Annotated in this window: 19 protein-coding genes; 12 read left to right on the top strand and 7 right to left on the bottom strand. The window is 41.1% G+C overall.

Translation table 11 applies throughout. The features are described from left to right. Positions 1 to 48: 48 nt before the first annotated feature. The gene (locus tag PSH48_RS17955) at positions 49 to 1,044 is read right to left on the bottom strand and encodes an AraC family transcriptional regulator (RefSeq protein WP_273612014.1); all 996 of its coding nucleotides are present in this window, start codon (positions 1,042 to 1,044) and stop codon (positions 49 to 51) included. 97 nt (positions 1,045 to 1,141) lie between these two features. Here PSH48_RS17955 and PSH48_RS17950 point away from each other — a divergent pair, with 97 nt between their 5' ends. Together PSH48_RS17950 and PSH48_RS17945 are read left to right on the top strand one after the other, a co-directional pair. Further along, positions 1,142 to 1,588, top strand: a complete 447-nt coding sequence (locus tag PSH48_RS17950) for an SRPBCC family protein (RefSeq protein ID WP_273612013.1) — start codon at positions 1,142 to 1,144, stop codon at positions 1,586 to 1,588. Further along, positions 1,585 to 2,412 (top strand): sterol desaturase family protein, encoded by an 828-nt coding sequence (locus PSH48_RS17945; protein ID WP_273612012.1) that lies wholly within the window; start codon positions 1,585 to 1,587, stop codon positions 2,410 to 2,412. The genes PSH48_RS17950 and PSH48_RS17945 overlap by 4 nt, the downstream gene beginning before the upstream one ends. Position 2,413: 1 nt before the next feature. Here the strand turns inward: PSH48_RS17945 and PSH48_RS17940 are convergent, their stop codons facing one another. Together PSH48_RS17940 and PSH48_RS17935 are read right to left on the bottom strand one after the other, a co-directional pair. After that, positions 2,414 to 2,797 (bottom strand): hypothetical protein, encoded by a 384-nt coding sequence (locus PSH48_RS17940; protein WP_004586056.1) that lies wholly within the window; start codon positions 2,795 to 2,797, stop codon positions 2,414 to 2,416. After that, complete coding sequence (locus PSH48_RS17935; RefSeq protein ID WP_036963831.1) at positions 2,794 to 3,099, bottom strand: hypothetical protein; 306 nt, start codon at positions 3,097 to 3,099, stop codon at positions 2,794 to 2,796. Before PSH48_RS17935 ends, PSH48_RS17940 begins: the two co-directional genes overlap by 4 nt. Before the next feature lie 271 nt (positions 3,100 to 3,370). Here PSH48_RS17935 and PSH48_RS17930 point away from each other — a divergent pair, with 271 nt between their 5' ends. Next, entirely contained in the window at positions 3,371 to 3,790 is a 420-nt protein-coding gene (locus PSH48_RS17930) for a VOC family protein (protein WP_273612011.1), read from the top strand. 153 nt (positions 3,791 to 3,943) lie between these two features. Beyond that, a complete protein-coding gene (locus tag PSH48_RS17925) occupies positions 3,944 to 4,729 on the top strand; it encodes a hypothetical protein (protein WP_273612010.1) in 786 nt (261 codons plus the stop codon). A 25-nt stretch (positions 4,730 to 4,754) separates the two neighbouring features. Here PSH48_RS17925 and PSH48_RS17920 read toward each other — a convergent pair whose 3' ends face one another. Beyond that, entirely contained in the window at positions 4,755 to 6,362 is a 1,608-nt protein-coding gene (locus PSH48_RS17920; RefSeq protein WP_273612009.1) for a sensor domain-containing diguanylate cyclase, read from the bottom strand. A 273-nt stretch (positions 6,363 to 6,635) separates the two neighbouring features. Between PSH48_RS17920 and PSH48_RS17915 the strand changes: the two genes are divergently transcribed. Continuing rightward, on the top strand, positions 6,636 to 7,094 hold the full coding sequence (locus PSH48_RS17915; RefSeq protein ID WP_273612008.1) for a DoxX family protein: 459 nt from the start codon (positions 6,636 to 6,638) through the stop codon (positions 7,092 to 7,094). A 73-nt stretch (positions 7,095 to 7,167) separates the two neighbouring features. Here PSH48_RS17915 and PSH48_RS17910 read toward each other — a convergent pair whose 3' ends face one another. Continuing rightward, on the bottom strand, positions 7,168 to 10,266 hold the full coding sequence (locus PSH48_RS17910) for a beta-galactosidase (RefSeq protein WP_273612007.1): 3,099 nt from the start codon (positions 10,264 to 10,266) through the stop codon (positions 7,168 to 7,170). Between the two features lie 112 nt (positions 10,267 to 10,378). Between PSH48_RS17910 and PSH48_RS17905 the strand changes: the two genes are divergently transcribed. Continuing rightward, positions 10,379 to 11,206 (top strand): AraC family transcriptional regulator, encoded by an 828-nt coding sequence (locus tag PSH48_RS17905; protein WP_273612006.1) that lies wholly within the window; start codon positions 10,379 to 10,381, stop codon positions 11,204 to 11,206. Here PSH48_RS17905 and PSH48_RS17900 read toward each other — a convergent pair. Then, the gene (locus tag PSH48_RS17900) at positions 11,203 to 12,189 is read right to left on the bottom strand and encodes a permease (protein ID WP_054982782.1); all 987 of its coding nucleotides are present in this window, start codon (positions 12,187 to 12,189) and stop codon (positions 11,203 to 11,205) included. The two genes, PSH48_RS17905 and PSH48_RS17900, sit on opposite strands and share 4 nt — an antisense overlap. A gap of 242 nt (positions 12,190 to 12,431) precedes the next feature. On the opposite strand from PSH48_RS17900, the gene PSH48_RS17895 reads away from it, so the two are divergent. From PSH48_RS17895 to PSH48_RS17875, 5 genes are all read left to right on the top strand, one after another. Further along, positions 12,432 to 12,725, top strand: a complete 294-nt coding sequence (locus PSH48_RS17895; protein ID WP_024033207.1) for an ArsR/SmtB family transcription factor — start codon at positions 12,432 to 12,434, stop codon at positions 12,723 to 12,725. 116 nt (positions 12,726 to 12,841) lie between these two features. Next, positions 12,842 to 13,150, top strand: coding sequence for a hypothetical protein (locus tag PSH48_RS17890; protein WP_096042245.1), 309 nt, complete (start codon positions 12,842 to 12,844; stop codon positions 13,148 to 13,150). Between the two features lie 148 nt (positions 13,151 to 13,298). Then, entirely contained in the window at positions 13,299 to 14,561 is a 1,263-nt protein-coding gene (locus PSH48_RS17885; protein WP_273612005.1) for a TolC family protein, read from the top strand. Beyond that, complete coding sequence (locus tag PSH48_RS17880) at positions 14,558 to 15,805, top strand: efflux RND transporter periplasmic adaptor subunit (protein WP_273612004.1); 1,248 nt, start codon at positions 14,558 to 14,560, stop codon at positions 15,803 to 15,805. The genes PSH48_RS17885 and PSH48_RS17880 overlap by 4 nt, the downstream gene beginning before the upstream one ends. 8 nt (positions 15,806 to 15,813) lie before the next feature. After that, positions 15,814 to 18,948 (top strand): efflux RND transporter permease subunit, encoded by a 3,135-nt coding sequence (locus PSH48_RS17875; protein WP_273612003.1) that lies wholly within the window; start codon positions 15,814 to 15,816, stop codon positions 18,946 to 18,948. A gap of 74 nt (positions 18,949 to 19,022) precedes the next feature. Here PSH48_RS17875 and PSH48_RS17870 read toward each other — a convergent pair whose 3' ends face one another. Further along, the gene (locus tag PSH48_RS17870) at positions 19,023 to 20,258 is read right to left on the bottom strand and encodes a TMEM143 family protein (protein ID WP_273612002.1); all 1,236 of its coding nucleotides are present in this window, start codon (positions 20,256 to 20,258) and stop codon (positions 19,023 to 19,025) included. 344 nt (positions 20,259 to 20,602) lie between these two features. Here PSH48_RS17870 and PSH48_RS17865 point away from each other — a divergent pair. Next, positions 20,603 to 23,951 (top strand): beta strand repeat-containing protein (locus PSH48_RS17865; protein ID WP_273612001.1); only part of this gene is annotated, 3,349 nt, incomplete at its 3' end.

Below are 23,951 nucleotides of genomic sequence, written 5' to 3'. Positions count from 1 at the left end.
TTAAAAGGTATACCATAAATGTTTATTTAATGTGAATAACACTGTGGTTCATTTACGTTTTAAAAATTGTGTGGGTGTGCAATGGTGCCATCGTAAAAAAGCACGATTAAACGAGCTCTGATCTTTAAAGCCTAACAGGTTAGCTAGTTCGCTAAGTGGGAGCGTGCCAACTAACGTGTGGGAGCGGTTTTTTCTTTCTTGTTCAAGCAATTGCGCAAAGGTTACATGTTGTTTTTTTAAATGTCGCTGTAGTGTGCGCGGTGTTACGTTTAGTGCGCTTGCAACTGCAATAAGCTGGCAATTTTGTAATGTTGTTTTTGCAATAAGTAGCTGTTTAACTTTTTCTGTTAGGCACTGCTGACTTTTAAAACGCGATAGCTGCTGTTGTGAAAGCTGCTTAAATGTAGCATTTACAATGGCGTTGTCGGTTTTAAAGGCAAGGTTTAAATAACTGCTCGGAAAATTTATTTGGTTATGCGCTGCGCCGCTTATAACGGGGCATTTAAACCACGCTTCTAACTGTTGCGTGTGCCTTTTAGGCCAATTATGTATAAAGCTGATACTGCTTGGGCAAAGTGATGCGTTTATTAACTGGCGAATAACGCTTACCCACGCAGTCATGTTTCGTAATACTACTTGTTCATTACAATGAGGATGAGCATGCCAGCGCACCGTAGCGGTGTCTGCAGTTTGCAAAAACTGCGCTTTACCAATATCTGCCACTAAGCTGTCGTAATTTAACAGTGCCTTTATAGCGCTACTTAGGGTATCGCTCGATTCTATTAAATAGCCCAATATACCGTAATCTGCGGGGCGAATGTGCATACCTAAAGTAAAACCAAACAGCGGATCGTTTAGCGCTTTTTGGCCATACACAAGCAGCGCATTGTAACTTTGTAAACTAATACGGGGTGCTAATTGCTGACTATGCTGGCGACTAAATTCAGTAAACCCGATTGCCTTAAGAGCCGTATTAGAATCAATACCTTGGGTTTGCAAGTAATCTAAAATGCTTGAAAAGTAATGATCAGCCAGTGTATGCATTTGTCGTCTAAAGCTAAAAAATGGTCGTGTATGAGCAAGCTTGCCATGTTCAATTTTTATATGCTAGTTACATGAGTAATTATCTTCGCTGTAAACAATGATCTTTATATCAATAAAACAAACGCTTAATGCAGATCCTTTGCAAATAATAACCACCTTGTTGGAGCATCAGCAGTTAGATCGCTTTTTTAATGCCAAGTTTGAGCTAATAAAAACAGCAAATAGCGGTGAGCTAAAAGGCGGGAAAGGCGCTATTAGGCAAGTGAAAATGGCAAATGCCACGTTTAATGAGCGTATAATAATGGCTAACCCCAGCCACATTTGCTACCAAATAGTAGGTAATAAGCCTGTGGCAAACCATCAAGGTGATATTTATTTAGTTGCTAATACAGGCGCTAAAAGTATCACTACCGAGCTTAATTATTGTATACGCTGCAAAGCGCCGTGGTGGCTGCCAAATGCTTTGCTAAAACACTTAATTAGTAAAGATATAACCCAGGCATTAAATAAACTGCAGCATTACTTTATGGTGGGCAAAGTATGAACTCAGAAATTATTTTACTTGCCCTAAGCCCTGTTTTTTTAGTGTTTGTATGCTTTGAATTTGTAAAATTTAAGCGCTATTACAATATAAAAGACAGCCTAGCAAACACCGTTTTAGCCTTGTTGCACCAAGGCGCAGATGCAATGGCACTGCTGCTACTTATGCCATTTTTTTACATGCTTTACGAGTACCGCTTATTTGATATAAAGCTAAGTGTATTAAGCGTTGCTTTTGCATTTTTACTGCAAGATTTTTTGTACTATTGGTTTCATCGTGCGTCGCATCATATTCATTGGTTGTGGGCTGCGCATGTGGTGCACCACAGTTCCACTAAAATGAATTTTACCACTGCGTTTAGGCAAAGCATAATGTACCCAGTAGCCGGCATGTGGGTATTTTGGCTACCTATGATACTACTAGGCTTTGACCCTTTAACCGTATTTAGTGTAGTAGCACTTAATTTGGCGTATCAATTTTTTGTGCACACGCAAATAGTGGCTAAGTTAGGCTGGTTTGAAAGCGTATTTAATACGCCATCGCACCACAGGGTTCATCATGCAATTAATAAACGCTACCTTGATAAAAACTTTGCCGGAGTGCTTATTATTTGGGATAAATTATTTGGCACATTTGTAGAAGAAAACAAAAATCAGCCCTGTAAATACGGCATAGTAGGGCAGATAAATAGTAATAACCCACTAATAATAACGTTTCATCAGTGGGCTCATTTATTAAAAAGTACCTATACGGCGAAAGGGTTAAAAGCTAAATACAAAGTGCTATTTGGCTACCCAACCAGTAGCGTTAAAGTTAAAAACGAGTGATTTAGCCAAGTGGCTTTTTACTTCTTGGCGCTCCGAGTAAAATAAACATGTGGCAAATACAGATAGATAAAAATGCACTCACACCTAAGGCACCGCCATAACCATCAAGCTTTGGTACTAGATATTCAAATAAAAACGAAAATAAAATAGATGAGCTGGCCACGGTATAAATACCAAATCGGTGTGGGGCGCTCATGCCTATAAACGTGCCGCCAAAAAACACGACTGAGTATAAGTCGGGGTTTAGGTTTAAAGCACTTAATAGTAAATAAGCAATAATAGAAAGCGAGGCCGATGCACGTATGCCATCAAAACGATTATGTTTGGCTAAGTAAAACGTTAAAAACGCTCCTAATAAGGCTATAAACGGGTATTCTAAATTCATAAAACCATTCCTTTGGCCAACATAAATAAAGCTACGCTTGCAAAGGCAACACTGCCAAGCTTACCGCCAAATCCGGTAAACATATTTATGGTAAGCACATATAAACTGGCGCCAATAACAGAAATTATGGCTATTTCCCAATAACTTGTAATTAAGTGTGTAGAGCACATACCGGCAAAACTACCTGCGTAAATAGCCGCATAGGGATGGTTTTTAAACCGAGCAGGAAAAGGAATAAACGAGCCAATTAGCCCTGTAAGCGCCGCCGAAATAACTAAGGGCAATGCAAAAGTTGTGTGCATGGCAAAGCAGGCTACAAAGCCTAAAAAGAAGGTTATAAACTTTAAAAATAAGAATTTAATCATAGCAGCGCATTTTAAACTAATCCTTTTACGCTTTCTAACTATCTCTAATAAATAAAATGTGGGTGTTAGCGTTAAATGTTATTAAGGCTACTTTTTAATCTGGGTTGGTATTAACTATGCTTATTTGTGGCTGTTAATGTTTCATAAATTATATTTTATGTATAATAGAGGTTATTAATATACAAATTTAAAAGATTAAAGGTAATTTATGTCTAACTGTTTGCACTTGGCTATACCCGCTGGCGATTTAAAAGTAGCGAAAACGTTTTACTGTGATGTGCTTGGCTGTAAAACAGGGAACAGCGAAGAAGGGCGCTGGGTAGACATAGACTTTTGGGGTAATGAGCTCACATTACACCAAAGCGAAGAGCGCTTACCCACTGTTCGCCACGATGTAGATATGGGCGCAGTGGCGGTACCGCATTTTGGTATTCATTTATCTGAAGATGAATTTAACGGTTTAAAAAAACGTATAGAAGATGCGGGGCTTGAATACCTAGATAAACCGTATCGCCGTTTTGTTGGTGATGAGTTTGAACAAGAAACCTTTTTTATTGAAGATACAAACGGCAACGTGCTTGAAATGAAAACCATGGTAAACCCTGAGGTTTTATTTAAAAAAGCGTAAGCAATATTTATTAAAGAATAGGCCACTTTTGTAGTGGCCTTTTTTGTACCTATAGATGAAAATAATTACACCGTATGAGTGATATTTATTCACTCTACAGTGCGGAATTTTAAACGTAGACTAATGCGCAACTCTCATACTTTATAGTTATTTATGTTGCTGTTAAAACTCACCATTGCGCCATTACTTTTATTATTTATTCACTTTGCTCAAAAACGCTTTGGCAGTTTTGTGAGCGGTATTATTCCGGGCTTGCCTATTACATCGGGCCCTATTTCGTATTTTATTGCGCTTGAGCAAGGTAAGTTATTTGCTAGTAACTCGGCTGTGGCGTCGTTGTATGGCATGAGCGGTATAGGCTTATTTTGTTTTTGTTATGCTGCCATGCTTGCAAAATATGGGGTGGTTAAAGCGCTGTTTGCGGCATTAACACTATGGTGCGCTTTTAGTGCATTTACCTTGTTATTGCCGGTTAATATTGCCTTTGCATCGGTGCTCTCGCTTAGTACTTTATTGGTGCTTGCGCTGGCATCGAGTAAGTTAAAATTTGCGCCCGATGCCAAACCTTTTACCGCTGCGTGGGAGCTGCCGCTAAAAATGTTATTGGTCAGCTGCTTTATTATGTTAGTTACGTTTATATCGGCAAAAATAGGGTCAATGTGGAGCGGGTTACTTTCTACTTTTCCGGTAATTTTGGCGGTTATGGGCAGTATTGCGCATGCAAGTGATAAAAAATACTCGGCGTATAAGGTGCTTAACGGCGGCATTATTGGCTCGTTAGGGGGCTGTGTGTTTTTTGCTGTGATTGCACTCGCGCTTAAGTTTGAATTTGTGATTTGGCAGGTATATGCAGCGGCTGCAGTGTGCTCAACTTTATTTACCATTATTATGAGCCACTATGTAAACCGTAAACGATTTGCCAAGCCGGCTACGGTTTAATAGCAATAAGCAGTATTGCTTAAATTTAGCCATCTACTAACGTGAGCGGTTTAACCTTTCGTTGTATTTTTTCGTGGTACATGGCGGTGTCGCCCGCTTTTAAAATTTCATCAATAGAGTGGGGCGGTTCACTAAATACGGTAGTACCCATACTGGCTTTAATGGCTATAGGGTCGTTGTTGTGATTTATTGTGAGCCTATTTAAGGCGGTTTTTAAATGATGAGTTTTAGGATTTACCTGCGCATTAGTATAAAAATGTGCAAGTACGACAAATTCATCACCGCCTAAGCGCCCTACAGCATCGCTGCTGCGAACACTGCTTTTTAAGCAACGGGCAACGTTGCATAAAGCGTCATCGCCTACAGCATGCCCGTAGCTGTCGTTTATTTGTTTAAAGTCGTCTAAATCTATATACATCAAGCATAATACGCCGCCTTTTTTGGCGTGCATATTGATAAGCGCGGATGATTTTTTAGCCCAGCCCCTGCGGTTTAAAATACCACAAAGGGGGTCGTAGTCTGCTTCGGTTTCGGCGCGCTTTTGTGCAATTCGCATTCGGCTTATACGCCTTGAAACCGCAACAGCTAATAAAAATGATTCAACCGCAAACGCTAACACAAACCCATAACGCTGCATAAACGGGCTTTGGTTAATAAGCAGCACCCTAAAAATCATACTTACTAATACAAAGCTAAGCGCTACAAATACGAGTGTTGCCTCGCGTACACCTTTGAGGGCTTGTATTGCTGCTAAAGTAAAAATAACAGCCACAATAAACAGCGAAGAATAAGCCATTATATGCCCTGCTATTGTCCAAAATAACAGGTCGGTAACGAGCATTTTAAGTACCGCGCATAGCATTACAGTACAGGCCAATGTTTTGAGCAGCTTAGTTAATTTAGGCCAGCGTTTATTAGTCTCGAGTAACGCAAGCATAAACCACGTGGCACTTAGTACGGTTAAGCCAATGCTAAGTAGGTATAAGTTAAAAATAACGCCAGATACATGCTGCGTTACAAATAAATACAGTTGCCCTTCTTGGAGTAAAATAAAGCTGCCAATACAAAAAATGTAAATGCTGTAGAGCTTAAATACACTTTCGTTAAGTCTATGTCCCATTATTAATACATAAAAAATAAGTGTAATGCACAACCCATAAAATGAGCCCATAATCAGCGAATGTTGCTGTGCTTTTTTAAAATAAATATGAGTTGGCTGCCATTTAAACCGCGGTGTGTAATTAAGCTTTGATTCTAATGTTATTGTGGCTGTAAAAGCCCCCGAGTCCATTAAGTAGGCTACTTGCCCTGTTTTTAAGGGCGCTTTTACAGTGTTGTTTTGCTGCCAAGTAAAGCTATCTAACCCCGGGCGTAAAAAGCTTAGTACGCCACCGTTTTTAACAGAGCAACTTATTTGGTATTGATTAACACCGCGTTGAGCAGTGAGTTCAGAAGGAGTATTTACCTTTAGCACAGAGGCAGGTGTGGGTGAGTTTAAGTGCTTTATTTTACATGTATCGGCAGCATGAGAATCAAAAGTAATAAATAACGCGAGCAAAGTAATGAAAACAAAAAAGAACGCCCCCTTATTTTTAGGTGGGAAAAACGTCAATCTATTACCTTTATAGCTCATAAGCGGATCCAATTTTTACTACTTTTTTTATACTAGCAGAGCCGGACTATTTAGCTATTAGTTTACTGTTTAATAGCGCTTAAAAGTGCGCTATTAAACTAGCTCCTGAGGTGTTTATGCCCGCTAAGTACAAAATAGCCGCAACTTAGTTAAGTAATTAAAAACACCATGTTGATAATTTGGCAATAATATTCGTATTAATTGTTTTAAATGATGATAGTAAACTGTACTCATTGGTTACTAGCCTTATTAACAATAAAACAGGATCACACTATGAAATACTTACACTCATTATTAAGCTCTAAAGCAGGCATGGCAGCACTTATTTTACGTGTACCCGTTGGTTTAATTTTAGCAGCGCACGGTGCACAAAAATTATTTGCTTGGTTTGGCGGCTACGGCCTTGAAGGCACAGGACAGTGGATGGCAAGCATTGGCCTTGAGCCTGGCTACTGGCTTGCAATGATGGCAGGCAGCGCTGAATTTTTTGGCGGTATTGCCTTAGCTATTGGTTTATTAACGCGCCCAGCAGCTGTAGTTACGGCGTTTACTATGCTGATTGCGATATTTAGCGTGCACATTAGTCATGGTTTATTTGTAGCAAACAACGGCTATGAGTTCGCACTTACTTTGTTAGTTGCCACGGCTGCACTGGCTATACAAGGGGCAGGTAGCTTATCAGTTGATAACGTAATTGCTAAAAAGTTAGCGAATAAATCGCTGCCTCAGTAGTAGTAAATAACAATTCGGTATTAAAAAATAGCGGCTAAATTAGCCGCTATTTTTGTATGGGTTAAGCGCTGTTTTATTTAGCACTAAATTTTAAAGAGTAGTTGTATTGCTTTTGCTCTAGTAAATACTCTTTATGGGTACTTGGGCTCCACGAGTCATCGCCGCCAACACCCATATGTTGATGGTCAATATGTACATGTAAGCAATCATCAGCTACTAGCTCATTGGTGTGCTTTGCTTGCGTTAACATGCTTTGTGAGTAATCGCTGGCGGCAAATAAAAACGTACCAGTCACGGTTAAATTATTAATGCTTAGTAATTGGCAATCACTACGTACGCCATTATCGGTTGGGAATATATACGGAGTATGTAGCTCATTATATTGTGCGCTGTAATACCCTAAGCGCGCAGCCGCTTTACGATCTGGGTAGTTTTCAAATGGGCCTAAACCAAGCCAATTTACTTGTGTATCGCTTGGTTTATTAAGCGTTGTGCTTACCCCTATGCGTGGCATGGGCGGGAGAGTATCGTTTAGTTGTACATCAATATTTAAGTTAATTTCACCGGTATTATTAAGTGTATAAAGCCAAGTTGTTTTTGCTTGTACTGCGCCATTAAATTCATAACTAAATACACAGGTAATACGTATATCTAAGGTTGATTGCACTACTTCAAACGAGCGACATGTACGCTGCCACTGCCCAATACCTGCTCTCAACCAGCGTGCTTCCCATGCGTTAGGGTCTAGGTTGTCTACTTCGCTTACGCCTATGTCGTTATCAAGCGGGGCGCGGTAAAAATTATCAACCAATGGGCTTTTAATAACTTGGGTTTGATTGTGCAGCCATTGCTCAATAAGGCCTGATTGGCTATTAAACACAAGTTTAAAGGTATCGCCTTCAATGCTTAGCTGTGTGTTGGTTTCGCTAATATTTAGTGCGCCGGGCGTTGAGGCGTTTGTTAACGCAGGCGAAAATGCATCAGCGCTTAAACTTTGGCTATTTATAAGCTTAAATTGCTCGGTGTTTAATACATGCTCGGCATTTGCAAAGCTTGAGTCGTTAATCAGTGCAACATCTAAATTAAGGTGATATTGCGCACCTGCTTTAAACACCGTTTTTGTATTAATCGTTAGCGTTTGCGTGCTTTGCGGAGCAATATTAATAACCTGCTCGCCTTGCTCTACACATTGGCCATTTTCTATTAACTGCCAAACCAGTTTTTCGTTATCGGTTGCTCTAAATACATAATCACTAAATATATCAACGGTGTATTGGTTTTGAGTTTGCTCACGCAGTGTAAATTGTAAATGCTGCTGGCTGTATTTAGCTTCAAACAGGCTTGGGTGCGGTGTACGGTCTGGGAATAATAAGCCGTTTATACAAAATTGGCGGTCGTTTAGCTCATCACCAAAATCGCCACCGTAAGCCCAATAATGCTTGCCGTTTTTATCTGTTTTAGATAAACCTTGGTCTACCCAATCCCAAATAAAGCCGCCTTGCAAACGCGGGTATTCTCTAAATGCTTGCCAGTAATCGTCAAAGCTACCTAGGCTGTTACCCATTGCATGGGCGTACTCGCATAAAATAAGTGGACGCGTTTCACCCGGTAGGCTTAACCATTTTTTTATAGAGTATTTAGGTACGGCGTCGTCGGCAACATGGGTATCTACACGGGCATACATAGGGCAAATAATATCGGTTGCTGTGGTATTTGCGCCGCCACCTTCGTATTGCACTGGGCGCGATGGGTCAAAGCTTTTAGACCAGCCGTACATCGCATCGTGGTTGGCACCGTGCCCGCATTCGTTACCCAGTGACCAAATAATAATAGAGGCGTGGTTTTTATCGCGCTCAACCATTTGCGTATAGCGCGACATAAATGCACCAGCCCACTGCGGATCGCTGGCAAGCCTACCCATAGGAAACATACCGTGAGTTTCTATATTGGCTTCGTCTACTACGTATAAACCTAGCTCGTCACACAGCTCGTAAAAACGAGGGTGGTTAGGGTAGTGAGCGGTGCGTACTGCATTAAAGTTATTTTGCTTCATCAGCTTAATATCTTCAATCATGTCGGTGGTACTCACCGTGTGGCCGTTTTCTGGGTGGTGTTCGTGGCGGTTAACACCGCGAATAAGTAGCGGTTTGCCGTTTAAGCAAAGCTGCCCGTTAAGCATTTCTACTTTTCTAAAGCCAATGTTGTAGGCTTCTACATCTACAGTGTTGCCTTGCTCATCTAGTAAGCTTACAACACAGCGGTATAAGGTCGGGGTTTCAGCGGTCCACTTTTTAGGGTTTTGTATATCAATTGTTTGAAATACGACATCACTCCAACCGCCTTTTTCATCAACGCGTTTATTGTTAGTGCTTTGTATGTGTGGCTCACACAGTGCTTGTTCACCATCAAAAACCTGTACGGCTACTTGGTAGTTATTTGGCGCATCTATTGCGGTTTTTATATGTAAAGTTGCATCGCGGTAGCAGGCGTCTAAATCTGGGATTATAAATACATCACGTATTTGGTGTTGCGGTTTAGTAAGTAAATTAACATCGCGGAATATACCGCTTAGCCACCACATGTCTTGATCTTCTAGGTAACTGCCATCGCTCCAGCGAATAACCATAACCGCAATGCGATTAGTACCTGCAACTAACAGCTCGCTTAAATCAAATTCGCTTGGTAAGCGGCTATCTTGCGAGTAGCCCACCCATTGACCGTTACACCAAAGATGAAACGCCGAGTTTACGCCTTCAAAAATAATATGGTTACGCTGAGCTAATTGATCCGCCGTAACAGTAAACTCAGTGCGGTAGCAACCTGTTGGGTTATCGCTTGGTACAAATGGCGGGTTTACTGCAAAGGGGTATTTAACATTACAGTAAATTGGTTTATCAAAGCCGTGTAGTTGCCAGTTAGAAGGCACTGGAATACTTTGCCAGTCGCTGGCGAGTGTTTCACTTAGCAATGACTCATCAACCGCTTCGGGTTTATCAAATAATTTAAAATCCCACTGGCCGTTTAAACTTTGTTTTTGTGATTGCGTGTTTGTACGGGCATGGTCAACGCTTTTAAAACCATTAAGTGGGCTGTGCGCTTTTACTTGATTAACTTGCACCGAAATTGGGTTTTCCCAATCGCGGCGGTTAATTATGTGCTGTAGTGAGTTCATTCGTGTCCTATTGCATGTGTGGCAATTATAGTGGCTTAAATATAGCTAAAATAATGCGTTGCGGTTATGCTTAAAGCTCTCTTTTATTTATCCAAAACTATCATTTTAAATTATGCACAACACCATTGTAGATGTACTCGATATTGGCCCAGAGTGTACAGAGCGGTTTATTGATTTAAACACGCTTTCGCAAATGCCAAGCCTTGAAATAGAGCTGGGAGGTTGCTCAAATTTATTGGGTGACTATTGTGTTGCACGTACTAACCCGCTTGAACACACTCTTTTTTATACTTTGGCTGGCCAGGGCTCGCTAAAAACCATTAATAACCAATATACACTTGCCGAAAATAGCTTAGCTATATTGCCTGCAAGGCAAAGTTTTGAGGTTAAAATAGCGAGCGAAAAATGGGATGTGATTTGGCTAAACCTTGCAAATACTAAGCGCTGGCAACATTTAAACTTAGCGCAGGCTAAAGTATTAACTAATCAGCAGTTAGCGCCATTACATTTAGCGATGGAGCTTTTATACAGCGAGGCAAACGCTACTTTGCGCGAAGGCGTAATGCCTATTTTAAGCCACTATTTAAACACTACGCTTCAAAGCGAGCCGCAAATAGGCTCACACAACAGATTAACCAGCTTGTTTTTAGAAGTAGAAGAGCGCCTGCAGTTTGATTGGACAATAGAGGCTATGTGCGAACAAGTACATTACTCAGCACCGCATTTACATAGGTTATGCCAAGCGCAATTTGGTAAAAGCCCAATGCAGCAGCTTATTTACTTACGTATTAAACGGGCTAAAAACTTGCTACTAAATACCCGCTGGCCGGTTGCCCATATTGCCGCTTATGTGGGGTACCCTAATATATTTAATTTTTCAAAACGGTTTAAAAAATCAGTGGGCGTGTCACCCACTGAGTTTAGAAAAATGAGCGTTTAAAAAATAGCTTGGTATAAAAAGCCTGCACCAATAGCCATAGTAATAATGACAAACAAAAAAGCGGCTATCATTTGGTTTTTAAAAATTGATTTAAGCAAAATAACTTCTGTTAAGCTTGCGCCCGCGCTGCCAATTATTAATGCCATTACCGAGCCAAGCGCCATGCCTTTTTTGACCAATGCGGCACTTAGCGGAATAACGGCTTCGGCTCTAATATAAAGTGGAATACCAATAATGGCTGCAATAGGAATGGCATACCACATACCATCGCCCGCATATTTAGCAATTAGCTCGGTAGGAATAAAGCCATAAATAAACGAGCCTATTGCTACCCCTAGCATTAAGTACGGAAACACCTGTTTAAAGTCTTTAAAGGTTGCATGCCACACTTTTACCCAGCGATTAGGCTGCGCTTTTTTAGTAGGCTCTATTGCTTTAGGTTCGCCGCAGCTTGTGGTTGCACAGCTTGGCTCAACTTCTTTAGGCTCACTACAGCTTGGTTTTGCGCAGCTACTAGTAGATTCTGTGCTGTAAGCTTCTGGTTTTACATACCTTTCAAAGCCTAGCTTTTCAAGGGTATAGCCTGCTACAACCGACACCACCATAGCCACTAAAAAGTAAAATAAAGCGACCTGCCAGCCAAAGGTAATTACAAATAACCCAATGATCACCGGGTTAAGTAGCGGGCTGCCAAATAAAAATACCATCATAGGGCCAAAGCCCGCTCTCGCTCTTAATAATCCTTTTAAAAACGGAATGGTTGAGCACGAACAAAATGGTGTAATAGCCCCCAATAAAGCAGCAACAACGTAGCCCTTACCGTTTTTTGAACTTAAAATAGATTGAATTTTTTCGGGTGTTATAAATAGCTGTAAAACACCCACTAAATAACTAATAACAATAAATAAAATAGTTAACTCTGTAGCTAAAAAGGCAAACATGCCTAACGCCTCTTTTGCCATTGCTAGCATTTCATTACTCATAACGCACTCCAAAGTACACAAGGTATAACTTACGTTAAGTAAGTTATATTTCGAATTTTATGGAAGTATATTGATGAGCAATAATATCGTCAATACTTTACTTCTAGATATATAGAAATGATTTTTATGCCCTTGTTTTTAAATGTTTTATTTTTTAACTTTTAAGGTAACTTGCTAATAAAGCTGTATTTAAAGATTCAAATTGTTATTATTTCTAATAATTTAGAAATTACGAGGTTGTAATGGAAATTATCGACGTTGCAAAAGCATTAAAAGAATTAGGCCATCCTACGCGTTTAACTATATATAAGCGTGTAGTTAAAGCAGGGCACACTGGAATTAGTGTTGGCAATATACAAGAAGAGCTAAGCATGGCGGGCTCTACACTTTCGCACCATATATCGGGCTTAGTTAACGCTGGGCTAATTAGCCAAAGGCGCGAAGGGCGCACGCTTTATTGCGTGGCTATGTACCAGCGCTTAGACGATGTAATTGGTTTTTTACAAAACGAATGTTGTGTAGACGAAGGGCAGTAAACTTTTATCAACGGTTTTGCGCGTTGTTTATTGACCTCAAGACGCGTGCGGGTTTAATATGCCGCTGTTCCTAGTTTGTAAAATAGGAACCTACTTTAAATTTAATTAGGTAATGGATGCGCTCAAACTACTTTTTAGTCGTGATACTTCTTGTGCTTGTACACAGCTTTATTAGCTGTGATGCTGCCGCGTATCATTTACAAGAAGAAGTCAATCATGCTTCGCACATTCAGCCTGTGGCCGATACAAACGATGAAGACGCGCAACCACCTACCGAAATTCATGCCCATCAGCATTGCCACTGTGGTTACTACAGTACGATAAATCATTCAATAAGCCCTGAACAAAGCCAAGCCACAAACAATGCTTGTTACAATGGTTTAAATTACCCACCAGATGTTCCGCCACCCAATTTTTATAGCTAGTTTTTAATTTTAAACACTTTGTATATAACTGCCTGCGCCTGTGCGCTACAAGGCTAATTATGTACATACTTAGGTTGCTTAATCGCGCTTGTTTTTAAAATAGGCATAGTGATTAAGCCAACTCTGTTTGTTAAAACGGATATGCTATATGAACAAAAAACTACTTATGCTGGTGGCGCTACTGTGTGCATTACCAACACTGAGCGCTTTGGCAAAAAGCGAGCCTCAAAACGTATTAACGCTAAAGCAAGCGCTTAAAAATACTGAGCAGCAAAACTTACAGCTTAAACGCTACCCGTACCATCAAAAAATATTAACCGCGCTTAAAAGCCAAGCCGCGCTTTCACCTAACCCTGAGCTTAGCTTTGAAGCTGAAAACTTTTTAGGAACTCATGGCTCTCATGCGTTTTCGGGGGCGCAGTACACGCTGGCTTTAAGCCAGTTAATTGAACTTGGCGATAAACGCCAAAATCGTATTAATTACGCTACTGCAAATATAAAAGCGCAAACAATTGAGTATAAAAATACTCGGTTAGCACTTTTAGCAACCACCGCTGAGCGTTATTACCAAGTGCTAAAATTTCAGGCGTTAATTGCACTAAACAGTGAGCGTAAAAACACTGTTAAGCAGGCACTCAACGCAATTGAAAAACGCGCTAAAGCCGGTGCGGTCTCAAGTGCTGATGTAACCCGCATGCGTTATGCATTAAGCCAAGTAGATTTAAACACGGCCATGCTACAAAGTGAATTTGAGCGCTCTCGCTTAGCACTCAATGAGCTTTGGCAAGAGGAGCAAGTGAGTGATTACTATGCGGGAGATTTATCAAAAATAGCTGCTATTAAAAGTGAGGCAGCGTTACTTGATATGGTAAATACAGCACCAGAATTTGCAATACTACAGCAGCAATACATGCAACAAACGGCTAATTTAGCACTGCAAAAATCAACGGGTCAAAGTGATTTAACCCTTGGTGGTGGTGTGCGATATAACCAGCAAACTGATGCCAGCTCGTTAGTGTTTTCGTTTTCAATGCCGCTGCAATTAAGTAACGCTAATGGCGGTAATATTGAGGCGGCGCAGCATCAGCTTACGCTACTTAATGAACAACAAGGGCAATTACGTATACAGTTACGTAAGCAAATACGCACGCTCTATGCGTATTACCAAGGTAAAGCGGCGCAAGCACAGCTTTTAACACAGCGCGTTATTCCACAAGCGCAAACGCTCATAAAACAAAGTTTAAAAAGCTATCAGCAAGGGCAAATATCGGTATTGCAATTACTCGATGCACAGCAAGCTTTATTTGATTCTAAACGTGCACTTATCAACACCCATAGCGAGCTATATCAAGTACTCCTTACCCTTGAGCGTTTAACTGGCCAACCTTTAATTGAGACTCATCAATCATGAATAAAACTCTTATCGCATTATTAATTACGCAATTACTTACACTCCCACTTTTAAGTAGCACGGCTATGGCGTCGGCTAATCATCACGCAGAAGGTCACGAAGAAGGCCATGAAGATGAACACCAAGAAAAAGGCCCGCATGGTGGCTTTTTACTAACCAATAACACGCTTAATTTAGAGCTTAAATTAATCCAGTTTGCCGGTAATACTGAGCTGCGAATATATGGGTTTAATAACGGTAAAGCCGTTGATATAAACCAGTTAAAGGTAACCATAAACGTGCAGCGTTTAAGTGAAGAGCCACAGCTTATTCGCTTTAAAGCTGAAGATGACTATTTAGTAAGTACCGTGAGCGTAAACGAGCCGCATTCTTTTAAGCTTGATGTAATGGCTCGCTATAAAGGCGCTGAAATAAATTATCATTATGAGCAAGAAGAAGGGCGCACAACGCTAAGCGAGAAAGCAATTGAACGCGCTGGTATTAAAACTGACATTGCAAAAGCAGGTAGCGTTGAGCTAACCGATACTTTATTTGGTGTTATAGCACCCACTGCGCAGAGCACCGTTGAAGTAATGGCACCTTATACCGGCTTAGTTAACGATATTTTTGTAAGCATTGGTCAAAACGTTAAAAAAGGCGATAAGCTCGCCAGCATAACCAACCGCGAAACCCTACAAAATTACACCATAAAAAGTCCAATTACAGGCGTTATTACCGAGCAATATTTAAAGCGCGGTGAGCTTGCCAGTAGCGCTTTAATGCAAATAGTAAACCTTGAAACCGTATGGGTTGAGCTGTCGGCCTTTCCCGATAACATTGAAAAGCTCGCCATAGGGCAAAGTGCTACAGTGTATGACTTACATCATCATTTAAATGCCCAAGGTGAGGTGTTTTACATAGCCCCAATGATGAGTGGCGGGCATATTGCACGTGCGCGAATCGAGCTTAAAAACCCTGATGGCCATTGGCGACCTGGTATGCATGTTAATAGTGATATTAGCACTGCAAAAATAGATGCGGCTGTACGCGTTAAAGCGATTGCTGTTCAAGAGTTTAATGGCAAACCTAGCGTGTTTATTAAAAGTGGCAATGTGTTTGAAGTACGCCCAGTAAAACTCGGTGCTAAAAACAGCGAATGGGTAGAAGTGCTCGAAGGGCTTTCGCCAAACAGTGAGTACGTAACTGAGAATAGTTATGTAATTAAAGCCGATATTTTAAAAAGCGGCGCAAGTCACTCTCACTAGGAGGTAGCATGATTAACTGGATAGTTTCGTTTGCGGTTAAGCGCCGCATGATGGTGCTTGCGCTCACACTTTTATTTGCTGGGTTTGGCGTATACAACACACAAAATTTAGCCGTTGATGCCGTACCCGATATAACTAACGTGCAAGTGCAAATAAATACCAAAGCGCCGGGCTTTACCCCGCTTGAAGCCGAGCAGCGCATTACATATTTGATTGAAACTGCAATGGCGGGTATTCCTAAGCTTGATTACACCCGCTCAATTTCGCGTTATGGGCTCTCGCAAGTAACCGTTATTTTTAATGAAGGGACCGATATTTATTGGGCGCGCCAGCAAATTAGTGAGCGTATTCAAAGTATTCGATCAGATTTACCAGCCAATATTGAACCAAACTTAGGGCCAATTGCCAGCGGGCTAGGGGAGATTTTTACTTACTCTGTGCATGCAAATAACGGTGCATTAAAAGACGATGGTACGCCATTTAACGCAGAAGATTTACGCACCCTGCAAGATTGGGTTATTCGCCCGCAGCTATTAAAAGTAAAAGGCGTAACCGAAATAAACAGCCAAGGAGGTTTTGAGCGCCAGTACCAAGTAGCGCCCATGCCCGAAAAACTACTCGCTTATAAGCTCACACTAAGTGATGTAATTACGGCACTTAAATTAAATAATAGTAACCAAGGTGCAGGGTTTATAGAGCGTTTTGACGGGCAATATTTAGTGCGCTCACCAGGGCAATTAAAAACCATTGATGATATAGCCAATACCGTAGTTGCTAAGCGCGATGATGCACCCGTAAGGATTAAAGATGTGGCGAACGTGCGTTTAGGCAAAGAGCTCAGAACCGGCGCCGCTACTTATAATGGTAAAGAAACCGTGCTTGGCACCGCCATGATGCTCATTGGTGAAAACAGCCGCGTAGTGGCAAAAGCCATGGCTGAAAAACTTAAAGATGTACAACTTAGCTTACCAGCTGGTGTAGTGGTTGAGCCCGTGTACGACAGAACAACCCTTGTTGATAAAACCATAGACACTGTAAAAACGAACCTGTTTGAAGGTGCGGTGTTGGTGGTTGTTATTTTACTGCTACTACTGGGTAACGTAACTGGCGCATTGATTACGGCCATGGTTATTCCGCTTAGTATGTTATTTGCCATTACCGGTATGGTAGGTAATAGAGTGTCGGGTAACTTAATGAGCTTAGGCGCAATCGATTTTGGTTTAATTGTTGATGGCGCAGTAATTGTGGTTGAAAACTGTTTAAGGCAACTTGGCCTTGCGCAGCATAAACATGGCAGGCTACTTACACTAAACGAGCGTTTAAATGTGGTAACCGCCGCCACTAAAGAAGTGTTCAGCCCAGCAGTATTTGGCATTTTAATTATTATGCTGGTGTATTTACCGCTGTTTGCACTAAGCGGGGTTGAAGGGAAAATGTTTCAGCCAATGGCATTTACTGTTGTTGCTGCATTAGTGGGTGCACTTATTTTTGCCGTTACCTTTGTACCTGCCGCTATTGCGGTATTTGTACGCGCTAAGGTGAGTGAAAGTGAAAATGCAGTTATGCGCGGTATTAAAAAAGGCTATAAACCGCTACTTGGTCTATCGCTTAAGTTACCGTGGGTGATGGTTAGTATTGCGGGTGTGCTTGTAATTGCACTTGGCTTTAAAGTTAAAAATATGGGGGCTGAATTTTTACCGCAGCTTGATGAGGGCGATATAGCTATGCATGCGCTGCGCATTACCGGCACCGGTATTGAGCAATCGGTAAAAATGCAAAAAGAGCTAGAGCAAGCCATTTTAGCTAAGCCGGAGGTGGCAAAAGTATTTTCAAAAATAGGTACTCCCGATGTAGCAAACGATCCTATGCCACCTAACGTTGCCGACACCTTTTTAATGTTAAAACCTCGCGATCAATGGCCAAATCCTGCTTTACCTAAAGAAGAACTGGTTAAGCAAATTCGTCATTTAGTCAATGAAGTACCAGGTAACAACTATGAGTTTACCCAACCTATAGAAATGCGCTTTAACGAGCTAATTGCTGGCGTGCGCGCCGATGTGGCTGTGCGTATTTATGGCGATGATTTATCAACATTAAAACAGTTCGGTGAAAAAGCCACAGCCTTGGTACAAAATATTACTGGTGCAACCGACGTACGCCTTGAGCAAATGGAAGGCCTGCCAACGCTTTCGGTAACGCCGCTTCGCGACCACATGGCGCTGTTAGGTTTAACCGTAACTGATATACAGCAAAGTGTAAGTGCTGCTATAGGTGGTGTGCAAACTGGGTTAATTTATGAAGGCGATAAACGCTTTTCGTTATTAGTGCGTTTAGATGAGCGTTGGTCGAGCGATATAACACAGCTTGCGCGTTTGCCTGTAGCTGTGCCAAAAAGTGCTAATCCCGACCTTGCATTTGTACCGCTGGGCGAAGTTGCAAATATTAGTATTAATAAAGGACCTAATCAAATCAACCGCGAAAGCGGTAAGCGTAATGTTGTAGTAACTGCAAATGTAGAAGGGCGCGATTTAGCAAGCTTTGTAAGCGACGCGCAAGCCGCTTTATATTCGCAGCTTAATTTACCTAGTGGTTATTGGATTGAATACGGCGGCACGTTTGAACAACTAGAATCGGCAAGTAAGCGGCTATCGCTGGTGGTACCGGTTACTTTATTACTTATATTTGGCCTGCTTTATAGCGCGTTTAATTCACTTCGTGATTCGTTAATTATATTTAGCGGCGTACCACTTGCCCTTAGTGGTGGTGTGCTTGCGTTACTGCTACGCGATATGCCGTTATCAATATCGGCAGGTGTGGGGTTTATCGCGCTAAGTGGTGTAGCGGTATTAAATGGTGTGGTTATGCTGTCGTTTATTAAACAATTAAGAGCCGATGGGCTTAGTTTAATAGATGCAATACAAACCGGTGCGCTCTCGCGCCTGCGCCCAGTACTAATGACGGCTTTAGTGGCGAGTTTAGGGTTTATTCCTATGGCGCTAAATACAGGTACTGGCGCTGAGCTACAAAGACCACTGGCAACCGTGGTAGTTGGCGGTATTATTTCATCAACTCTACTTACGCTATTAATATTGCCTGCGCTTTATAAATTAGTGCATGCAAAATTTAACAAGCAACTTAGTTAGTTGCAGCTCAAAATACAACGTAAAAAGCAGCTGAAGTTTCAGCTGCTTTTTTGTTGTTAAGTAAACTTTGAACATTAATTATATTGAAACAGGTTATCCCAGCGCTCATCCAAAATAGTTTTTGCATGATCTAAATTTATTGCACTATACAAATTGTTAGTGCAGGTTACTAAACGCATCCGAGTGAGTTTTTCAAGCGCATCGCTAATTTCAAAGTCGAGTTCGCACTTATACTTTGTTTTAAACCACGCCTCTATTTGCTCATCCAGCATTTGTGCGCTTAGGCCACTTTCTGATTTTAGTAAAAATGTATAGGCAAGCAGGGCTTCTTTTATGTCTTCTTCTTCGGCGGCGTCTATAAGGGTATGAAAAACACCAGCATTGTTATCTAGGTTTTTAAAATAGAGGTTATCGCTTAGCGCTTTCATAAACTTAATTTTACGGTTTTTAAATTTACTCCACTCTTTAAAAATAAAGCTGCCAAAAACTCCCATTCCAATAGCAAAGGTAATAAAGTGTTGTTGGGTCATTTCTACGGCCTCACTCCTAAAGCCACCCCAAAAAGCAAATAAAGCAAATAACAATAAAATAGATGCGCCAAGCTTAGTGATTAATACCACAGCACCGCCTACTAAAGCCGATGAGCCAATAATTACTTTATCTATAGGGCGCATACGTACTTCGCTATTCGGAAATAGCATTTCAAGGTCGGCTTTGGGTACATTTTGAAACAGCTTAACTATGGTAGAGCTTGGCTCAAACCCTAAAGGCGTTTTATTTTTAGCCTCAAAGTAGGCTTTATCTTTAAAGCGAATAAACACTGCAACGCGGTCGTAATTGGTAAAGTGCAGGGGCTTTTTACGCAAGCCCCAAAAGCTGGTTATGGTTTCAGTGAGTTGTGATTCGCCACGGCGGTAAAAAACCACTTCTTCAAAGTCGTCAAACTCTACCTCAAGGCGTACTTTAAATAGTGACTCTTCGTTGAGTGCATCTTGCAGGTCTTGATGGGTGATCACTTCAAAGTTAGCTGCATTAAGTACCTTAGCAAAATCTTTAGCAAATTCGCGTTGGCACTGCGCTTTTTGATCAGCTGATACTGGCGCTAAAGATCGCGTATCGCTATTGGGATCAAAGGGCGCGTAGTTATTTTTGAGCGACTCAAGTGTTGAATGGTAATCGTAATGGATAAGGCTTGCTAATAAATCGCAAAATTGTTTAAACGATGTTTGCTCTGAGTTGTTTGTGAGCTCAGCGCTGCACATATCAACAATATCTTGTTTTCTAAAGGGAATAAAACGTGCACTTTGCATTTGCTTGACTAATTTGGAAATGAAACTACCTTTAGGGATGTTAATTTATTCCCAATAAAATTGCTAACATATAAATTTACAAATAAATAAATTTTATTGAATCCAAATCATCCCTTTATACGTTGTATACATATAGCAGTTACATTTTTCTAGTTGTTTTGTATTGCATTGCTGCTATTGTATTATAAATAAGAACTACCTTTCAAAATTAAATGTTATAAAACCCAGTAAAAAGGTACTGCTCAATGTTATTTTTTTGTATCATTGACTGGATTTTGTAACGATTAGAGCTACCTTTTGGCTAAGCCGCTATTTACTCTCATTAACTATTTAGGAAATTCACTTTGGAAAATATAAGTAAAGCTGTTGTTATTGTCGAACTACTAAGTGATGTCTGGGTTGTTATGGATAATGGAGATTGGGTCAAGGTAGACTCTATACCGGAGCAATTTGCCGACCTGCCTGTTTTAAATAGCAGCGACATTGCGCTAGAGGGGAACGAGCTAGTTTTTTCTGAAGCCAGTGAACAGCTTGTTGTACCTCAAGATATTATTTCACAGCTTGTATCGGATTTAAGCCAAAATAGTACCTTTGACGCCCGCAGCAATACCAGTAGCGTTACATCTTTATCTTCAAGTGATGCTAATGAAGCTCAAGTGGCCTATCAACTTATTGCTCGCCAAGGGCAAGAACTTGTTCCTGAGTCAGGCTATGAAACAACACCTACCGAAACAACAGAAGAAGAAGATCCTAATTTTATTGAGTTTAGACCCGACCCTATTTTTACTGTAGGTCAGCTCGGTGGCGATGGTGTGTTTATTAATAAATACGATGCTGTGGCTTTGGAATTTTCCGGTACTGTTGAAAATGTACCCGATGGCTCGTTAGTACAAATAGTTTTAAGTGATAGCGACGGCAACGAAATAATTGTTACAACCGAAGTGCAAGATGGTGTTTGGTCTGTAACAAATATTGATATTACTGCTCTAAATGATGGTGAAGTGACTGCAACGGTTTCTCTTGTAGGGGGTAACGAAGATGATGCAGCGAGTGAAACTAAAGTAAAAGATACTCAAGCAGATATTTTTATTGATTTTGAGGATGGCTTAAACACTAATCAACCAATTGATTTTGAAGGTGAAGTGCAAGATGTGCAAGATGGACAGCTGGTAACAGTGACCATTTTTGATGCGCAAGGTAACCCTATAGCAACGTATGAGGCAACAGTCACTAATGGTCAATGGAGTGTTGGCCCTGAGCCTTTTGCCGATTTACCGGATGGAAATTACACCATACAAGTTAGTACCATTGATGAAGCGGGTAATGACACGCAAACTCAAAAATCATTCTCAAAAGATACTACGGCCATTATAACAATAGACGTTAATGAAACCGAAGATGGCGTAATAAATAACTCAGAAAACGTAGTACAAGTAAGCGGAACAGTTGAAGGTATTGAAGATGGTCAAACAGTCTTAGTAACCTTAACAGACATAGATGGCAATGAAGTGAGTGTTGAGGCTGTTGTTGAAAATGGCCAGTACCAATTAGAAGTCGATATTTCTTCGTTAAGTGATGGAGAGATCACAGCAACCGCGCAAGCACAAGATTTATTAGGTAACGAAAGCACCGCGTCTCAGGTTATTTCACATGATAAAACAGCACAGCTCACCGTCGAAATAGACTCAACACAAGATGGCGTTATCAATAGCGAAGAAGAGAGTAACGTAACTGTACGAGGTGTAGTAACTGGTATTGAAGACGGCCAAACAGTGACTGTTGTATTGAGTGACGGTGTTAACCCTCCAATTACATTAACGGCAATCGTAGTTAATGGCAGTTATGAAATAGCCGGTGTTGATATTTCATCGTTAAATGATGGCACTATTAGTGCAAATGCAACTGCTCAAGATATTTCAGGAAACCCAGCAAGCGCGAGCGATGAAGCGCAATATGACAGCTCTGTTGCAACAAGCATAGTGGCACAAGATATTGATGGGGTTATTAATAGCGCCGAGCAAAATAATGTACAACTTAGTGGCTCGGTTACAGATATTGAGCCAGGCCAATTAGTTACCGTTACTTTTACGGATAGTAATAATCAGCAAGTAGTAGTAACAGCTGAAGTTGATGCTGATGGGAATTGGCAAATTAGCGGTGATATTGAATCTTTAGCTGATGGCGAAATCTCAGCGCAAATAAGTATTTTTGATGCAGCTGGAAATGAGGCCACTCAAGAGGTTACTTTTTCAAAAGACACACAAAGCACGCTAACACTTAATATTGATAAAACTGAAGATGGCGTTATAAATGGCAGCGCTGAAAACACCGATATTTCGCTTAGCGGCATAGTAAATGGTGTTGAAGATGGCCAAGAAGTTACCATTATATTTACAGACTCATTAGGCAATGAAGTGGTTGTTACCGCAATTGTTGAAAATGGTAATTACGCGCTTTCAGGTGTGGATATTTCTGCACTTAATGATGGCGATATTTCGGTATCAGCAAGTGTGCTTGATACAGCTGGAAATACCGCAGTTGCAGAAGATTCTTTTGAAATAGATAACAGCGCATTAATAACTGCATCAATAGATAAAACAGATGATGGAGTGATTAACGGGCAAGACGACGATCTTCGCGATAATGTTAATACAGCAGAAAATGCAGGTGTGGTTGTACGCGGTACTGTAGAAGATGTTGAAGATGGCCAAATAGTTACTGTAACGTTGAGCGACGGTATTAACCCTCCGGTAATTACTCAGGCTGTAGTTCAAAATGGTCAATATGTTACTGAACCAATGGACGCAACAGGCTTAAATGATGGCACTATGATCGCCACAGCAGAGGTTGCTGATGCAGCCGGTAACCCTATTAGTGCCCAAGATAATGTTGAAATAGACACAACTGCAGCAATCACAACTAGCATTGATAAAACAGCTGATTCGGTTATTAATGGCAGTAACGAAAATCAAGAAATTGTAGTGCGTGGCACCGTGAGTGGCATTGAAGATGGCCAAGTTGTAACTATCACCCTTAGGGATGGTGTAAACCCAGGTATAGCTGTGCAAGCAATTGTACAAAATGGTGAATATGTAACAGCTCCTATAGATGCAAGCTCTTTAAACGATGGCGATATTGTGGCAAGAGCCGACGTCTCTGATTTAGCTGGCAATGAAGCCACAGCAAGAGACACCGTTGAAATAGACAAATTAGCAGACATTACAACCAACATTGATGAAACAGCCGACGGTGTTATTAACGGCAGCGGCGAAAGTGCAGCCATTGTTGTACGCGGTACTGTAGAAGATATAGAAGATGGCCAAATAGTTACTGTAACAATAAGCGATGGCGTTAACCCTGCGGTGACTACAACTGCAACCGTGATCAATGGTGAATATGTAACAACTCCTATTGATGCAAGTAGCTTAAACGACGGCACATTAACCGCCACTGCAAGTGTATCTGATATCGCGGGCAACCCTGTAAGCGCACAAGATAGCGTTGAGCTCGATAACACTGCCGCCATTACCACAAGCATTGATAAAACAGCCGATGGCGTTATTAACGGCAACGGCGAAAGCGCCGCCATGGTCGTGCGTGGTACTGTGACTGATGTGGAAGACGGCCAAACTGTGACGGTGATCCTCAGTGATGGCACAAACCAAGTTGAAACCACGGCGCTTGTGCAAAACG

It is taken from the genome of Pseudoalteromonas sp. Angola-4, from assembly GCF_028599265.1.
Lineage (GTDB): Bacteria > Pseudomonadota > Gammaproteobacteria > Enterobacterales > Alteromonadaceae > Pseudoalteromonas > Pseudoalteromonas atlantica.
This window is presented reverse-complemented; position numbering and strand designations above follow the sequence as displayed.

Bases quoted from the DNA above. Each gene is read 5' to 3' on its own strand.
- PSH48_RS17955 (WP_273612014.1), bottom strand. From the start codon at position 1,044: ATGCATACACTGGCTGATCATTACTTTTCAAGCATTTTAGATTACTTG.
- PSH48_RS17950 (WP_273612013.1), top strand. From the start codon at position 1,142: ATGATCTTTATATCAATAAAACAAACGCTTAATGCAGATCCTTTGCAA.
- PSH48_RS17945 (WP_273612012.1), top strand. From the start codon at position 1,585: ATGAACTCAGAAATTATTTTACTTGCCCTAAGCCCTGTTTTTTTAGTG.
- PSH48_RS17940 (WP_004586056.1), bottom strand. From the start codon at position 2,797: ATGAATTTAGAATACCCGTTTATAGCCTTATTAGGAGCGTTTTTAACG.
- PSH48_RS17935 (WP_036963831.1), bottom strand. From the start codon at position 3,099: ATGCACACAACTTTTGCATTGCCCTTAGTTATTTCGGCGGCGCTTACA.
- PSH48_RS17930 (WP_273612011.1), top strand. From the start codon at position 3,371: ATGTCTAACTGTTTGCACTTGGCTATACCCGCTGGCGATTTAAAAGTA.
- PSH48_RS17925 (WP_273612010.1), top strand. From the start codon at position 3,944: ATGTTGCTGTTAAAACTCACCATTGCGCCATTACTTTTATTATTTATT.
- PSH48_RS17920 (WP_273612009.1), bottom strand. From the start codon at position 6,362: ATGAGCTATAAAGGTAATAGATTGACGTTTTTCCCACCTAAAAATAAG.
- PSH48_RS17915 (WP_273612008.1), top strand. From the start codon at position 6,636: ATGAAATACTTACACTCATTATTAAGCTCTAAAGCAGGCATGGCAGCA.
- PSH48_RS17910 (WP_273612007.1), bottom strand. From the start codon at position 10,266: ATGAACTCACTACAGCACATAATTAACCGCCGCGATTGGGAAAACCCA.
- PSH48_RS17905 (WP_273612006.1), top strand. From the start codon at position 10,379: ATGCACAACACCATTGTAGATGTACTCGATATTGGCCCAGAGTGTACA.
- PSH48_RS17900 (WP_054982782.1), bottom strand. From the start codon at position 12,189: ATGAGTAATGAAATGCTAGCAATGGCAAAAGAGGCGTTAGGCATGTTT.
- PSH48_RS17895 (WP_024033207.1), top strand. From the start codon at position 12,432: ATGGAAATTATCGACGTTGCAAAAGCATTAAAAGAATTAGGCCATCCT.
- PSH48_RS17890 (WP_096042245.1), top strand. From the start codon at position 12,842: ATGCGCTCAAACTACTTTTTAGTCGTGATACTTCTTGTGCTTGTACAC.
- PSH48_RS17885 (WP_273612005.1), top strand. From the start codon at position 13,299: ATGAACAAAAAACTACTTATGCTGGTGGCGCTACTGTGTGCATTACCA.
- PSH48_RS17880 (WP_273612004.1), top strand. From the start codon at position 14,558: ATGAATAAAACTCTTATCGCATTATTAATTACGCAATTACTTACACTC.
- PSH48_RS17875 (WP_273612003.1), top strand. From the start codon at position 15,814: ATGATTAACTGGATAGTTTCGTTTGCGGTTAAGCGCCGCATGATGGTG.
- PSH48_RS17870 (WP_273612002.1), bottom strand. From the start codon at position 20,258: ATGCAAAGTGCACGTTTTATTCCCTTTAGAAAACAAGATATTGTTGAT.